This window comes from Saprospiraceae bacterium (assembly GCA_026129545.1).
Lineage (GTDB): Bacteria > Bacteroidota > Bacteroidia > Chitinophagales > Saprospiraceae > M3007.
Map to the genome: position 1 here is coordinate 320,239 of JAHCHX010000001.1, position 15,249 is coordinate 335,487.

The window sequence follows — 15,249 nt, forward strand, 5'->3', positions numbered from 1 at the left end:
TGCTCAAATTGACCAATGGCTTTTTTTAGGGCGCTTTTTGTCAGCGCAGCAAGGTCACATCTCCTTTGATTTTTTCTTCGTCGCCGTTAGCGTAGCGCAGCACGATGTAATAAACGTACACGTCGCTGGGCGCATCCTTCCCATTGTGCCTGCCGTCCCAGCGCGGCTGATTGGGCGTGGACTCAAACACTTTGGTGCCCCAACGATTGAACACTTGGAATGTGCGCACTTCCGTGTTACTTCCGAAGAGCAGTGGCCCAAAGAAGTCGTTCACATTATCGCCATTGCCCGGCGTGAAAGCATTCGGAACGGCTATGCAGCGCTTGAAATCATAAGTGACTTCGGCGGAATTTGCCGAACAGCCATTCGGATTGGTCGCTCTTGCCGAGAAGGTCGAGGAGCCTTCCACCACTTGTGGAACGAACGTGACCGAATCGCCAGTGATGCCAGTCAGTATGGTGCCGTTTTGTAGCCAAGCAATGGTCGCATCCGTTGGCGTCACTTCCACTTGCAATGTGATAGGCACCCCGATACAGAGCGTATCGGAAGGGTCAGGCTCTGCCATGATGGGGCTGATGGTCACGCTCGGTATCACCGTCACAGTCACCTCGTCGCTTGCCACGCAGTCGGCTCCGTAAATCAGCGTGGCCGTGTAAGTGGTGGTGGCTGGCGGGTTGACGTTGAATGTCGGGCCAGTCTGTCCTCCGGGTTGCCAAGTGATATTGCCCGGGGTGCCATTCACGGTCGCTGTGAGCGTGGTGCCCTCTGCAAAACAGATGGTGCGGTCGGGGCCTGCGTCAACGGTGGCGGAAGCGACGGTCACAGTCACCATGCCTTGCGCGACGCACCTTGGCCCTTCCGCTAGCACGTTGTATGTGGTGGTGACGGTCGGATTGGCCGTCGGGGTGGCGCTAAAGGGGTTGTCCAACCCGATGGGTGGCGTCCAAGTGTAAGTGACCCCCGGCTCTGTGATGGTGTTGAGTTGTCTGCCCGGCCCGCCGAGGCAAATGACAGGGTTGAATGGCAAATTGAGCGCGGGAAGCGGCAGCACTTGAACGGTAATGCTCGCTCCAGAGGGACAATCAGCCTCGGGCGTAGTCAAGTTGTAGGTTGTGGTGGCGCTGGGCGATGCAACAGGGTTGGGGCATTCGGAACAAGACAATGAGGGGGGCATGTCCTGCCATTCCAACTTGGTGTTGGGCGGGTCCACGGTCACGAGGATTTGTGAGGTTTCACCGGGACAAATTTCGGGCGGAGTGGCCACGATGGTGAGCATCGGCGGCACCCCCACCGGCACTTCAATGAAGGAGATGTCGGTGCAACCGCGATTGACGACGACGCGCTCGAAAACGTGGGTCACGGTGGCTGTGATAACCATGTTCCACAAATCAACGGGCGTTTCCTGACCGCCAAAAGGCAACCAGTTGATTTGAATATCTGGAAAATTAGCGGGTTCATAAGTAGGCGAAGCCAGAATCACCGTGTCGCCGGGGCAATAAATTTCCTTGTCTTCAATCCGAACAATCGTTTGGTCGGGCAACGAATCCACTCGTATGCGAACGGAGTCGCGCACCAAGCAGCCACCCACCACATAAGTGGCAACAATGGTGATGGTCTCATCGGTCGTCACCACGGTATTGGGGCCAGTGGTGTTGCTCAGGTAAAACGGCGGCGACCACTGCACGGATTGGGCATCGCCAGGGTTGACGACTGCGGTGAGTTGCACGGTGTCGCCGAGGCAAATCTCCCGATATTCAGCCCCCAAAATATCCACGTCGGCGGGAATGACGGTGACGGCGACGGTGCCTGTTTGTGAGCAGTAGGCATTCGCGCTTGTGGCGGTGAGCGTGTAGGTTGTGGTCGCGTCGGGTGTAGCAACTGGTCCTGAACTGTTCGCGTCGTTCAGGCCTGTGGGCGGTGTCCATTCGTACTTGGTGGTGCCGCTCAGTATTTCACCCAACGACACCGAGTAATTCTGACAAATTGTGGTGTCGGTCTGCAATTTTGGAAAAAACAAGGTATCCACATTGATGGTGATTTGGTCGCTTGCCGAACAACCTGCAATCGTGACGGTTGCAGTGTAAGTGGTGGTGACAGAGGGCGTGGCGGTCGGGGTCGGGCTTGTTGGGTCGTCCAGTCCGACAGCGGGAGCCCATACGAGGCCGGTATTCCCGACATTGTTGTTGGCTTGCAAAAACACGGGTGTTCCTTGGCACACGTTGGTGTCGCTCAAAGCGACAATTTCGATGGCAGGGTCCACGATTTTTACAAAAGCAGAATCCGTGTCAGTGCAAACCCCCAAAGTGCCCGTTACCGACAACCAAAAATCTTGCGTCGGCATGGTCGTGGGATTTGGGATGAATGGGTTGCTCACCGCGCCGGGCGGCGACCAAAAATAATCCACTGCGCCTTCGGCCTCCAATTGGAGAGTGGCGCCAGCGCACACAAAGAGGGTGTCGCCACCCACCACGCTCACCTCCGCTTGGTCTCTCAATTCGATGACGATGTTTTGCAAAAGCACGGTGCCGCATCCAAAATCGTTGGAAAGTTGGATGATGATGGTTTCTGTGCCCTCTATCAAAGCATCGGGTATGGGGGTTATGTTGAACGAAATATTGGTCTGGCCCGGCTGGAAGGTTATGATATTGGGTATGTTGGTCGTGTAATCAACGTCGCGAGTGGCCGAGCCACTTATCGTGACCGTGTAATTGGATACCTGCGGGAGCGGGTTTGGTATCGTGAAAATGACCGTGTTGGGGATTCCTTCCAGACAGTTTTCGGTCAGATAATTAATGTTGCCAGCAAATTGAACCGTAATGTCCGGGGTGCCTGCCTTGATTTCGGAAACAAACACACCCGAATCGAACGCGGCATCTCCCCTGTCGGCAATCGCCAATTTGAGTCGGTAAGTGTTGCAGGGAACCACATTGGAACGCGCCGTGAGGCTTTTTTTCTTTCCCAAAGAGTCGGCTGTCAAGCCGTCGTACTGAATCACTTGGGCCAATGTCTGGTTGCCCTCGTTGTTGCGGTAGTATTGCCAATTGTTCAGGTTGTTCACGCTGTTGATTTGCACAGGCGTGTTGGAGTTAGGCAAAATAGCGATGTTCTTGGCCCCTCCCAAGCCTGGGTCGCCCGCGATGCCCGGCCCAGAAATCAAGAATGCGAATATGTCGTTGAAATTTGAATTCACATATTCTGGATACTCTTCCGAGCCAAAAATGTACTCGAACACGAGCTCGTCCGTGCCAGCGAAAACGTCCAGTTCCACGATGCAAGCATCGAAAGAAGGCTGGCCGTTGCCCTGTTGTTGCGACAAATAGTCAAGGTTGGCATCGCCGGGCGAGTTGTGCAGCACGCCTGCCCCAGTCTGCAGGTTCGGCCCGATAGCCACTTGTGTGCTGCCGGAAGTGAGCAGCAAGCCTTTGCCTAGTCCGAGGGTATTGTTGTCAGTGGGAAAGCTGAATGTGCCATAGCCGCCGCTAGGGCAATTGATGCCAGCCACAGTCACCGTCGTCAGCGGGGTGGCTACCGCATCAGCGATTTGAGCGGGAGTGACGTTGTTGTTCACGCTCAACATCTCTTGCGGAGGGCAAGGGCTGCTGCTGCACTCCCAAGTTCCCTTCCAGCCTTCAAACTGAACATTTGCGTTTGAAATGAACTGAACCGTGAGGCACCCACTCGTGGCTTGCACCTGAAAGCAAACGCCGCCGCCGCCAGCAGGGTCAAAAAAACCGGGGCCATTTATTTGGGTGATGGGTTGCCCATTGGTGTTGTCGCCATCATAAAAAGACAAGACATCGCCGAAAAAGCCATCCTCGATATTGAAATACTCCAATGTGAAAGTGATGCAGGGAGCCGGTTGGTTTGGGCATATCACAAACGTGTGGTCTTCGTTCGGCCCATAGTCGCCGTCAGGTCCGCCAGAGTCGTAAAGCGTGCCGCTACACAGCGATGAACTGCCTTGGTCAATCGTGACAATCGGGGGTATCTTGTCCACGCAAAGGGTGAATTCGCCGGAACTGGGGGTCGCCGTCAGCGAATAGTCCGACACCCGGATGAAGTATTGCGCTCCGGGCGTAAGCCCCGTCACATCAAGGAAAAGGCTGGTTTCGCCAAGCGTCGCCTTGCGACACAAGAGCTCGGCCAAGCCGTCAAACTCACAGTCGCCGCGATAAACCGCAAACTCCGGGTTCGTGATGGGAGTGTTGCCCACGCCCGTCAGCGTGATGCGAAAATCAAACAACGTGTCGGGACAGGTAAACATAAACCACACATCGCGTTGCGCTACTCCGCTGTTGAAGCAACTGGGCAAGTTGTCGTTCCCAATATTGGTCGGCGTGGCACCGACGTTGGTGTAAACATCAGGCGTGCAGTTCGGCGCGAATCCGAGGTCAATCAAACCGGCGCAGTCATCATTTACAGGGGTTTGCGCAGACATCGCGCTCGCCATCCCGAGCGCGGCGATTAGTAGGAAAACTTTTTTCATCTTTAGTATGTAGGCAATTGCTTCCAGGTCACTCCCGCCTTAGGGAATGAGTGCCAAAAGTAGGGAGAGCGGCCAATATGCCAAATTGCTGCGGGGCTTTTGTGTCGCGGGCTGGCATATTGGGCTGCCTGAAAGCCGAGGCATCGTGTTTGTGAAGTGCCGATTGGATATCTTCGCACACCATTATCAAATCGTCGCCAACGTCAAATCAACCCAACAATATGAGCATTCGAGACCAGCTTTGGAAAACTATCTTTGAGGACTTTTTCCAAGACTCCATGTATTTTTTCTTTCCTCAAAATGCCGACGAGATTGATTTCTCCCATGTACCTGAATTTTTGGACAAAGAATTGGCCCGAATCTTTCCGCGCACTCAGCAAAAAGGCCGGGTAGTGGACAAGTTGGTGAAAATCAGACTCAAAAATGGGCGATACAACTGGTTGTTGATTCATATCGAGGTACAGGGGTATCACGACCCCGATTTCCCCAAGCGAATGTATCAGGCATACTATCGAATCTCTGAGCGGTACGACAGGCAAGTAGCTGCTCTGGCTGTGCTCACCGATGAAAACGAGCGCTTTTTACCCGATGCTTACGAGCGTGGCATTTGGGGAACCCGTTTGCGCTACGAATATCCGATTTACAAAGTGTCTGCCCACCCGCCGGAAGAGTACGAAGGCAGTCTCAATCCTTTTGCTATTGTGATGGAGGCAGCCTATTATGGCCTCCAAAAACACAGGCTTGATGATGAAGGCAAAATGAAAATCAAATTGTCGCTGGTCAAAAAACTGCTGCAAAAAGGATTTGAAAAAGAGAAAATTCGCAAATTGCTGGACTTCATTGATGGATATGTGAATTTTGAAAACATGGAAAACCACGATAAATTTGCACACGAAATAGATAAACACTACAAATCAGCGCCAACCATGACTATCGAACAAATCGTCACGAAGCATTACAAACAATTGGCCCGAAAACAAGGCCGCGAGGAGGGAATAGCCGAAGGTCGCGCGGAGGGTCGCGCGGAGGGTCGCGCGGAGGGAATAGCCGAGGTGACCGCAAAGCACATTGAAAAGCTTCTAGTCAAAGGCTTCGCCACAAACCAGATAGCGGAACTTCTAGAGATTCCATTGGAAACAGTAGAGGCTATCCAAAAAAAGTTGGCCAACACCAATTGAACTAAAGTCCCTATTCGGCGCAATTCTCCAGCAGCATCCGCACCTCATCCAGTCGGTAAGGCTCGTTCGCGTTCCCCCATGCGGTATTGACGTAGTTCAGGATGTTTGTAATGTGAATTTCCGAGAGTTTTGTTGCGCCGGGCATCGCTTCGGCATAGATTTTCCCATTCACGACAATCGTGTCCTGTAAGCCGTATCGCAATACACAGGGCAGTTTCTCTCGATTTAGTCTCAAGTAGTCAGCGCTAGCCAAAGGAGGGATGAGCGCCCCCAACCCTTCACCCGAATCCATGTGGCAATTCGCGCAGTTGGCCCTGTACAGGCGTTCTCCTTCGCGGTAAGGATGGTTTTCGCAAGAAACAAGAGTAAAAGTGCCAAGAAAAAGAAGTGTGGCAAGCGATTGGCTGAATACCATAATCGTAGAGTCTGCTTTCGTCATCTAATCGAGCTTACTGCCGAAATTGCTCTTCCAACAGCAAGTCAATGTCTTTCATGAAGCGGTCCACGTCTTTGGCATCGGTGCCGTCGCAGAAAGACCGCACACGGCGTTTTTTGTCCACCAAAATCAAGCGCCCAGAGTGGTCAAACCCACCCGGTGCGTCAGGGTTTTCGGTGGCGACGCTGAAATAATCGTCGGCTATGCCATAAATCGCATCTTTCTCGCCCGTCACCAAATGCCACCTCTGGGTCTCGATGCCAAGTTTTTCAGCGTGTCGGCGCAGTGCCGCCACCGTGTCGTTTTTGGTGTCAATGGAATGGGAGAGCAGCACGACACGGGCATCGTCCTTGTATTTTTCGTAAATACGCAGACCATTTTTTTTGACCCTCGGACAAATCGTGGGGCAATGAATGAAAAAGAAATCCACCACATACACTTTGTCGTCGAACGTGGCATTTGTTACCAACTGACTGTCTTGGTCAACAAAAGCAAAGTCTGGAATCTCTCGGTAAATCGTATCGCCAGCGGGCGATATATCGCGTTCGCCCAAGATGGGCAACACTCGCTTTTCAGGTGCTTGGAAACAAGCCGTCAAGCCTCCCAGCAAAACAAAAAAGACAAAGCAAAGCTTTTTCATAACTCAAAACAAACTGAACTTAATCGTAGAGGGGGCAAAGATGAGGAATCTGCCCAAACGTGCCAATCGGATAAGGGCTTGGCTATGGAAAAATGCGAATCATCACGGATTGGGTTAAGGTGCCGAAAACGTGCGCCATTCAGGCAGTGATTCATCACAAATCACCGCCTGAATGGGCGATGGAGAAACTAAACTGGTCAGTCTGTTTCGGGCATTCTGAACATCATGGGCACGTCTTCCCGCCCCTCTACTTGCTGGAAAAACGTCTCCAAATAATCAACAGCCGTCTGAGAGGCCGACCTTGACAGGTGCTTGGTGCGGCAGAGCGAGTAGAAGTCCTCTTTGGCGCTCCGCACGATTTTTATCGCTCGCTTCAAGTGGTCAGGGCTGATGCCGTTGGCCATCATGAAGCGGTCGCGCACGGTTTTCAGGCCAGTGTCGGAAGCGGGGCTGGAGTATGGAGCGCTCACAAGGCCGGAAAAGTCGAAATCGTAGGGAACCACCAGAATTTTCCCCGATTCGGGCGACTTGATGAGCCGCACGTTGCGCTGCATGGCAATATCCCAATCCGTGTTGCCTATCATGTACTGAAAAACGGAGACCAAAGCCGCCTGATTCATAATCAGGCTATCGGGCGAAGTGCCGTATTGCTCCACGAGCTCGCCCTTCATGCGAGCAGCGGTCTCTTCTTCGTCCTCCAGCAGTATGGCGAGCATTTTCCGCGATTGCTCCACGTGCATGTCTCTTAAAGTGAGCCGAACCAGCCGCGCGCGAACGCTGGCAGAGGTGAGGTGCTCGAACATACGATAGGCAATATACTCTTTCACGACCAGTTCCTCGCCGAGGCTGTTGTTGTAGGCCGGCAGCACCAGCTTTATCTCGTTCAGGGTGTCGAACCCTTGGCTCGTCAGGTCTTTTTTCTTGAATTTTATTTTCAGTGGCGGTATGTCGGCTATTTTGCGGCGAAACTTGCCGCGCGGCTTCACCTCCACTTTGTACGCCTTTCCATCGTCGGTGGTCAGCGTGGCAGGGAGGTATTGGTCCTTCTTGCGATTTTCGAGCAGCGTGGTGAGGTCCAACTCAAGGGTCATTTTGGCACCTTCGGTCTTTGTCAGGTGCTCAAAAACCGACTTGGGGGCTGCCGTTTTTTGGCCGCCGCTTGCGAACGGAAGGAAAAGAAGTAGAAGGCTGATGAGGATGCCAGTAGTGGAATGTTGTTTCGTTTTCATCGTACCAGAATTTAATTCTGAAAAACAGAGGCGAATGTGTTTGGATGTGGTTGCTTTTTGTTTGCAAGATACGACATTACAAAATTACAAACAATTTTATTTGGAAAAAAATCCCAAAACAGGCCTCGTTCAGAATTATTGTAAAGTTAACATCCTTTTGGCGGGTCGAGTGAAGCAAGCGCAGGGTGTTTCAGATGTCCAAAAAAAAGCAAAAATTTGGTTGAAGGCTTTGTTCGCGCCATTTCTTTCTCTTGGGGCAGACTTGGGGTTCGTGATTCAGACCCAAAATTCTTGGCCAAAGTTGCAAACATTTGCCCCAAATTGTCATTCCCCAACAATGCGGCTAAGGTAGGCGTTCTAAAATTGCCCGGCTGTCGTTATTTTTTTAAAAAAATCAAGCGCGATGAAAAAGTTGTTCTTCCTTTTGCTCTTGTTTGAAGGTCTCGCTTTTTCGCTCCCCGCACAAGTCGAGAATGGCGTTTGCGGCACTTCGACGGCTGACCAAGCAGCGTACACCGAGCGCCTGCTGGCAAACATCGCTGCTGCCAATGCAGGGCAAGTGGCGGAGCGCGGAGCGGTGCAATACGTCCCTTTGTGCTTCCATCTGGTGGGCGATGCGAGTGGGGGTGGCAAAGCAAGGGAGCGGGATATTCTCAACCAGTTGTGCGTGCTCAATCAGGCATTCGAGCCTATGGAAATGCGGTTTTACTTGAAGCCGCACCCCACTTATGGGTTGTTTGATTATTCCATCAACAATGAAAACGTGTACAACAACCAGAGCAACAACCTTTTGATGCAAAATCGGCGACACACGACCGCTCTAAATATCTACGTCGTGAACCAAGCGGGCACTGGCCCCGGCAATGGCACCACTTTGGCCTACTACAGCCCTTCGAACGATTGGATTGTGAGCCGCCGAGACCAAATCAACGGCCTCAATTCCAACGGCACGTTGCCCCACGAAATCGGCCATTTTTTCTCTTTGCGCCACACATTTTATGGATGGGAAGAATACAGCGACGAGCCCGCTCGCTCGCCCTGCTTCAGACCAGACGCCCCGGGCTGGCCCATAGCGCCAGCCATCGCTCCTTACAAACCCGGTGGCGGCCTCATCTTCACGGAGCATCAGGATGGCTCCAATTGCACGACCGCTGCCGACCTGTTGTGCGACACGCCTCCCGACTACAATTTTGGTTTTTGCCAGAATGGCTGCTCCAATTACAACGGCGGTGCCAGAGACCCCAAGGGCGAGCTGGTGAACCCAATGGAAAACAACTACATGGGCTACTTCAGCAATTGCAACTACGAGTTCACCCCTCAGCAGCAGGCTGTCATCTTGGCCGACCGCCAATCGGCCACGCGCAATTACCTCAACAACTCTTTCGTGCCTGCTGCCTTGCAAATCAACACCCCGGAGGACTTGTTGCTCGACCCACCCAATGGTGCCACCACGACCTTCTCCAACCAAGTGCGGCTGGAATGGCGACCTGTGGCCGGTGCTACTTATTATTTGCTGGAAGTGGATAGGGTGGCTACTTACAACACGAGCGCCTTCCAAAGCTATGTGGTGGCCACCACCTCCAAAATAGTGACTGGCTTGGAGGGCAATCGCCAGTACTTTTGGAGGGTGCGCCCTTTCAACGAATATGTGACCTGCGCCGCCTCGCGCCAACGCAATTTCAGAACCTCGACCATCGAGGGTGAAATAGAAACAGATTCCCTGATGGCCGTGAAAATCGCTCCCAACCCGGCATCCGCAGGAGTGCCGGTGGGCATCTACGTCAATGCCCCCGATGCCGCCTTCGAGGCCGATATCAGGGTGTTCGATGCGATGGGCCGCCAAGTGCGCGTGCTCAATGGGGTAGGTTTTCCCAAAGGAGAATCCACCCTCGAACTGCCTGTGGACGGCTTGGGCAACGGCCTGTACTTTGTCGCCATCGAAAATGCCGAAATGCGCATTGTCCGGCGCCTGTTCTTGGCGCGGCATTAGTGCGACAGTGGCAGGCGGTGTCAGCGAGTGGTTTTCAGAAATCCTTTCGATTGTTCGCGCGGTTGGTGTCAGCCGTCCATTCGTCGGGGTCAATGCTGACGGACTTGATGCTCGTGGCAGGTTTCTCCAAACGAATCTCATAAGTGTCCACCGAAAAGCTCCAAGGCGGGTGTTTGATGACACCGCTGTTTTCGGGGAAGTTTTTGGTGCCATACTGCAAATCCAAGGGGACATAGTGGCGCTCGGAATTGCCATCGCGGTAAGTGACCAACACTTCGACGGGCATGGGCAGGCTGCCGTGATTTTTCAATATCAATTTGCACGACGAAGGTCCGTCGGCCACAGGTGTCTCCACCCCATAGTCAATGGTTCTGACGGCCTTTATCCAGCCAGCATAGTACCAATCGAGTTCCATGCCGGAGGCGCGTTCCATCGTGCGCATGAAATCGGTGCCGGAGGGGTGTTTGAAATGCCAGTCGGCGTGGTAGCGCAACATTCCGTTTCTGAACGTTTCGTCGCCCACGATGTATCGCAACTGCCACAGAAAAGCCTCGCCTTTGGGGTATGCGTTGAACCCATACCAGTCGAAGTTTTGATACGAATAAGCGTGCGTGGCCACGGGGTCGGTGATTTTGTTCCCCATTTGGGCCACTTGTTTGAGCGCGGAGCGGCGTGTTTGGGCGGCCTTTTTCGGCTCGGCGTTTCCGAGTATGTCGGAGGTGGCATAACTGGTGAAGCCTTCGTCCAGCCAAGGCTCCGCGTTTTCGTTGTTGCCCATCATGCCGTAGTACCAGTTGTGCATCCATTCGTGCAGCGCGGTGGGGGTCACGTCGGTGTCGGAGCCGTTGTGTTCGATGAGGGTGAGCATGGGGTATTCCATGGCCCACTGACCGCCTTCCGCAAAGGTGAATTGGGGGTAGAGGTACTTGCCAAAGTTTGCCTCGATGTAGGGCAGTTGTTCCACCGCGAATTTTTTCAGGGCTTTGTAAGCCTGCGCGACTGCCGGCGATGGCTGGTAGATGAAGTGTAGCATCAACCCGTCCCGCGCCTTCACTTTTTCATGGACATATTCGGGGTCGGCAGACCAAGCGAAGTCGTGCACATGGTCAGCCTCGAATTTCCAGACGTTCACCAAGCCGTAGTTCGGCGCGGGCTTTGCGCCTTCGTCTTCGTAGCCGAAACCTATGATGTTGGCATTTTGCAAAACGCCCGTGGCAGCCACGAGATATTTTTTCGGCAATGTGATATTGACTTTGAACGACCCGTATTCGCCGTAGAACTCCTGCCCGACGTGCGGGTCGGCGTGCCAGCCATGGCGGTCATAGACGCAGATTTTCGGGTACCATTGCGTGAAGGAATAGGCCACGCCCGACGAATTGTCGCGCCCGCCACGCCCTACCACAATAGGCACCTGACCTTGCCAAGCGATGTCGAACACGGTGTAGTCATTGGGCGACAGCGGGCGATTGAGCGTCACCTCCATTATCGTTTCGTTCACCTTGTACGAAACGGCGTTGCCATTCTGATGCACGAGGAAGATGTCTTGCTTGCCCATTTCTTCCGGTTTCATCTCGGTGTATTGGCGGCTCGTCTCGGCATCCTGAAGCCGTTTTGCCCATTGAGCGTTGGCGCTGTTTGGCTGAAAAGCATTCCAGTAGAGGTGGAAAAAAACGCGGCGCAGCGTATCGGGGGAGTTGTTGAAATACTTTAGCTTTTCCCTGCCTTGCACGGCGTGCGTCTGGTCGTCGAGGCGAATATCAATCTGATATTCGACCCGCTGTTGCCAATATCCGGCAGGCACTTGGGCCGAGAGGCTCGTCAGTTGAGCGAATAAAAAAACAATGGGGGACAAAAAACGACAGCGTCTCATGGTCACTTTTTTGGGGCAAACCTACATGGAAACCCCCATCTGGGCAAAGTCGTTTTGAAAAACCGCTTTTTATTGACAACCGACACAGCGGTGCACGTTCAGCCCATAGGTCGGCGTGGGTGGCAAAACGAGGATGACATAAAGAGACCCATTGTCGGTAGGCTGGGCTTCCACGGTGTAGGCGATGCCGCGCTCGTTGTCGTAATTGAACCAAGCATTGTCGGGAGCCATGCCAAAGCTTTTTCTAAATGACAGGCACAGGGGAAAGTTGTCGCTGGTGAATATCTCCACCGTGTGCTCGCTCGACTTTCGCAGCAGGAACAGGCTGGCCATGTTGCCGGCTTGAACCGCAACGCGGTAGATGCCTTCCCCCAGCACAAAAATTCTCCGGTTGACGTTGGCCGGGTCGGCGCTGACCAGCACGGCATCGGTGAACTGTTCGTTGCACCAGTTGCTTGCATGGTCGTTGTGCGTGATAGGGGCTGCCTTGCTGAAATGAAAAGTGGCGGCGGCGGAATGGGCTTTTGCCTGTTCGGGATTTTGATTGGCCTGCGGCGATGTGCCGCAGCCATTCCCAACCCATAGTAGAGCGATTTGAAAAGCCAGCCAATATGATAGCGAGGTGTTTCGCGCCGTATGCATCATGATGTTCAGGTATGTATGTGTCTGCAAAGAAAAAGCAGCGGCAAGAAAGTGATGAATCAAGAAGAAGAGGGGGCACAAGTTTGAGCTTCGGCAGGATTGACAAGATTGCAGGTTTCGGCCAAAGAAGGTGTCAATCCTGCAAATCTTGTCAATCCTATCGAACAGGGCTTGTGCGAAATGTTTCGAAGAGTCAATTCAAGGTCTCTTCTAAATTTTCCAATCCAAGCGCAGCGTGTAGTTGCGCGGGCCTTCGAGCAAGGCAGGCCGCACGGCATATTCCTCGTTGAGCAGATTGTTGCACAGCACGCTGAGTTTTAATGAATCGGTCAGCTTGTAGGAAGCTCGCACGTCCACGACGGTGAAACCCTTGTGGGTTTTGCGGAAATTGCGCACGGCCACGAATTCCTCCGGGGTGTTGAGCTCCAGATTGAAAAGTTTGGCCTCAAAAATAGCATCAATGGAGCGCATGAAACTATTGTACTGCACGGAGCCGCCGAACGAGAAACGCTTGATGTCGTATTGCGCGTCGAATTTGAAACTATTGTCGTAGCGGTATTTCAGTACGTTGGTGGTGTCGGAAGTGCGATAGACGTTCAGTTGCAGGGAGTCGTTGAACTCTTTGTATTTGGGGTTGATTCCAGTGAAACCAGTGATGATAAACAAGGTGCCTTTCCCGATTTGCCCTTGCCCGACGACAGAAATCTCGCCTCCTGTGATACGTGTGTCGCCCGTGTTTTGCGATTCGAAGCTGGCGCCTAATGTGGGGAGTATCGTCAGCCCTGCCAACACGAACTCCATCATGTTTTGGTATTCTTGCACAAAGCCCGTCACGTCCACATAGCCCTGCCATTGGCCGATGCGGAAACCTTGTTTCAGCCCCAGCTCTGCCGTCCAGCCTGTCTCCGACACGAGGGCGGGATTGGGGCGCACGTTGTTGCCTACGCTAAAATCTGTGTTGATAAATTTCTCCGCGATGGTGGGGTAGCGGTACCCCTGCCCCCAAGAGGCGCGGAGATAGGTAGCTTGTGCCAATTGGTAGTTGGCGCCAAAGCGAAACACTGGTTTCGATTCTTTGGTGACGCCATTGGGAATCCGATAGAGCGAATCGGGCGTGACACGCACGGTATCGGGGCTTTGCAAGCGGTTTTGCTCCAAGCGCACACCTGCGGAGAGATTGAGCCGATTGAATGCCTTGTAGTCGAGTTGAGCGTATCCTGCCAAGTTGCGCGTGTCGTATTTGGCGTTGTTGTAGAGTTCGGCGTTCACGGTGGTGTAGATGCCCACCACGCCGGCAGTCACCACCAAGCCGATGTGGTCCATGCGGCGCTGATACTGATATTCGCCGTAGTACATTCGGCTGTCGTTGCTCTGATTGCCGGAGTTGTTGTTTTTCACATAGTAATAGCGACCCAAAAATTTGTGGCGGTTGCCGCCTCGGTCGAAGTATTGGGCGGTCGGGTCAATGTTGAAGCGCAGTCGTCCGAGTGATTGGGAGGCCGAATTCAGCCCTGCTTGATAGGCTCGGTCCGTGTCGTTGCCCCAGATGAAGAAACTCCCGCTGCGGCCAAAGTTGAAGTTAGTGTTCAGCCCCAAGCTCAGGCGGTCGTTGACGCGGTAGCGGAAGTTGGGGGTGATGCGTCCGTAGCGCACATAAGTGTCGCGGTTGTAGCTGTCGCGATAGAGGCCGTAAGCGCCCAGCACGAAGTCCAGCCGGTTGAATTTTTGGCGATGGGCAAAGCTGAACCCCGTTTCCAATGGCAGCTGGATTTCGGACGAATCGGTGCCCCACCACTTTTTCACCTTGTCCTTTGGGTCGCCCCAGACTTTCCCGAACACGGCGGCGCTGGTTTCTGGCTTGTCCTTGGCATAGCCCGTCCGGATATTGATGATGCCGTTCATGGCCGAAGAGCCAAACAGGGCAGAAGCCGCGCCTTTGAGTACCTCCATCTGGGTGATATTCTCTACCGGGAAGTCGTCCCAGTTGGGAAATCCCGCATCGGCTTGCAAGGCGGGAATGTCGTCCACCAGAATCAGCACACGGGTGCCAGCTCCGTAGGAAAACCCCGCGCCCCCCCGAATGCTGGCTTGCCCGTCCACGATGCTCACGCCCGGCACCTTCACCAGCACCTCGTCCACCGAGGTCGTGTTCGTGTTTTCTATGAGCCGGGGTTTGAGCACATCGAGCGATACGGTGACTTCGCCGAGCGGTTTTTCGAATTTGCCGGAAGTGACAGTGGCAGTCTGCAATATGTTGTCCACGCCACCGAGTTGCAGGCTCAGTTCTCGCGTTTGGCTTGCGAGCAGCCTGACCGTCTGTGTTTTGGATTCGTAGCCAATGAAGGAAAAGCTGATTTCGTAATTGCCCGGGGCCAGGGAGAGCGTGTAGGCGCCGCTTTCGTCGGTGACGGCACCAGTGTCGCCCACGCGCACGGTGACGCCGGGCAACGTTTCGCCCGTAGAGGCATCGGTGACGATGCCTTTGAGGGTAGCGTTTTGCGCAAAAAGCAAGGTGGAAAAAAACAGGCCCGCCGAAGTCAGGATGATGGCAGGCAAGTGGAGGGTAAGGTGTTGTCGCATAAATATGTTTTTGGAAAAAAAGCTGGGGTAAATGTAAGCCGATTTTGATTTTCCCAGCAGCGACTGCGGAAAGGAGGCATCAATCTGCCATTATTTCTCACTATAGTCAACGCAAATCAGCCCCGTCCGCCTCCTCACTTGGGCGGGCAAGCCCCTGAGTACAGGGTCTGACAAGGTGGTTTTGAACGAACGGTGCTC

General features: G+C 53.5%; 11 protein-coding genes. 4 read left to right on the forward strand and 7 right to left on the reverse strand.

Going from position 1 to position 15,249, the window contains the following annotated elements; translation table 11 throughout:
- Positions 1-40: 40 nt before the first annotated feature.
- Positions 41-4,486, reverse strand: a complete 4,446-nt coding sequence (locus KIS77_01040; GenBank protein MCW5920898.1) for a choice-of-anchor L domain-containing protein — start codon at positions 4,484-4,486, stop codon at positions 41-43.
- A gap of 46 nt (positions 4,487-4,532) precedes the next feature.
- Here KIS77_01040 and KIS77_01045 point away from each other — a divergent pair, with 46 nt between their 5' ends.
- On the forward strand, positions 4,533-4,745 hold the full coding sequence (locus KIS77_01045; GenBank protein MCW5920899.1) for a hypothetical protein: 213 nt from the start codon (positions 4,533-4,535) through the stop codon (positions 4,743-4,745).
- On the forward strand, positions 4,708-5,664 hold the full coding sequence (locus KIS77_01050) for a hypothetical protein (GenBank protein ID MCW5920900.1): 957 nt from the start codon (positions 4,708-4,710) through the stop codon (positions 5,662-5,664). Before KIS77_01045 ends, KIS77_01050 begins: the two co-directional genes overlap by 38 nt.
- 10 nt (positions 5,665-5,674) lie before the next feature.
- On the opposite strand, the gene KIS77_01055 is transcribed toward KIS77_01050, so the two are convergent.
- The 3 genes from KIS77_01055 to KIS77_01065 all read right to left on the reverse strand — a co-directional run bounded on the left by KIS77_01055 (position 5,675) and on the right by KIS77_01065 (position 7,969).
- On the reverse strand, positions 5,675-6,103 hold the full coding sequence (locus tag KIS77_01055; protein MCW5920901.1) for a cytochrome c: 429 nt from the start codon (positions 6,101-6,103) through the stop codon (positions 5,675-5,677).
- Positions 6,104-6,113: 10 nt separating this feature from the next.
- Positions 6,114-6,740, reverse strand: a complete 627-nt coding sequence (locus KIS77_01060; GenBank protein MCW5920902.1) for an SCO family protein — start codon at positions 6,738-6,740, stop codon at positions 6,114-6,116.
- 197 nt (positions 6,741-6,937) lie between these two features.
- On the reverse strand, positions 6,938-7,969 hold the full coding sequence (locus tag KIS77_01065; protein MCW5920903.1) for a hypothetical protein: 1,032 nt from the start codon (positions 7,967-7,969) through the stop codon (positions 6,938-6,940).
- A gap of 216 nt (positions 7,970-8,185) precedes the next feature.
- Between KIS77_01065 and KIS77_01070 the strand changes: the two genes are divergently transcribed.
- Positions 8,186-8,407 carry a hypothetical protein gene (locus KIS77_01070; protein MCW5920904.1) on the forward strand — a complete coding sequence of 74 codons (222 nt, stop codon included), beginning with the start codon at positions 8,186-8,188 and terminating at the stop codon, positions 8,405-8,407.
- Entirely contained in the window at positions 8,373-9,959 is a 1,587-nt protein-coding gene (locus KIS77_01075) for a hypothetical protein (protein MCW5920905.1), read from the forward strand. The genes KIS77_01070 and KIS77_01075 overlap by 35 nt, the downstream gene beginning before the upstream one ends.
- Before the next feature lie 34 nt (positions 9,960-9,993).
- Here KIS77_01075 and KIS77_01080 read toward each other — a convergent pair whose 3' ends face one another.
- From KIS77_01080 to KIS77_01090, 3 genes are all read right to left on the reverse strand, one after another.
- Positions 9,994-11,829, reverse strand: a complete 1,836-nt coding sequence (locus KIS77_01080; protein MCW5920906.1) for a M1 family metallopeptidase — start codon at positions 11,827-11,829, stop codon at positions 9,994-9,996.
- Positions 11,830-11,898: 69 nt separating this feature from the next.
- Positions 11,899-12,474, reverse strand: coding sequence for a hypothetical protein (locus KIS77_01085; GenBank protein MCW5920907.1), 576 nt, complete (start codon positions 12,472-12,474; stop codon positions 11,899-11,901).
- Between the two features lie 207 nt (positions 12,475-12,681).
- On the reverse strand, positions 12,682-15,051 hold the full coding sequence (locus KIS77_01090; GenBank protein ID MCW5920908.1) for a TonB-dependent receptor: 2,370 nt from the start codon (positions 15,049-15,051) through the stop codon (positions 12,682-12,684).
- Positions 15,052-15,249: the final 198 nt, after the last annotated feature.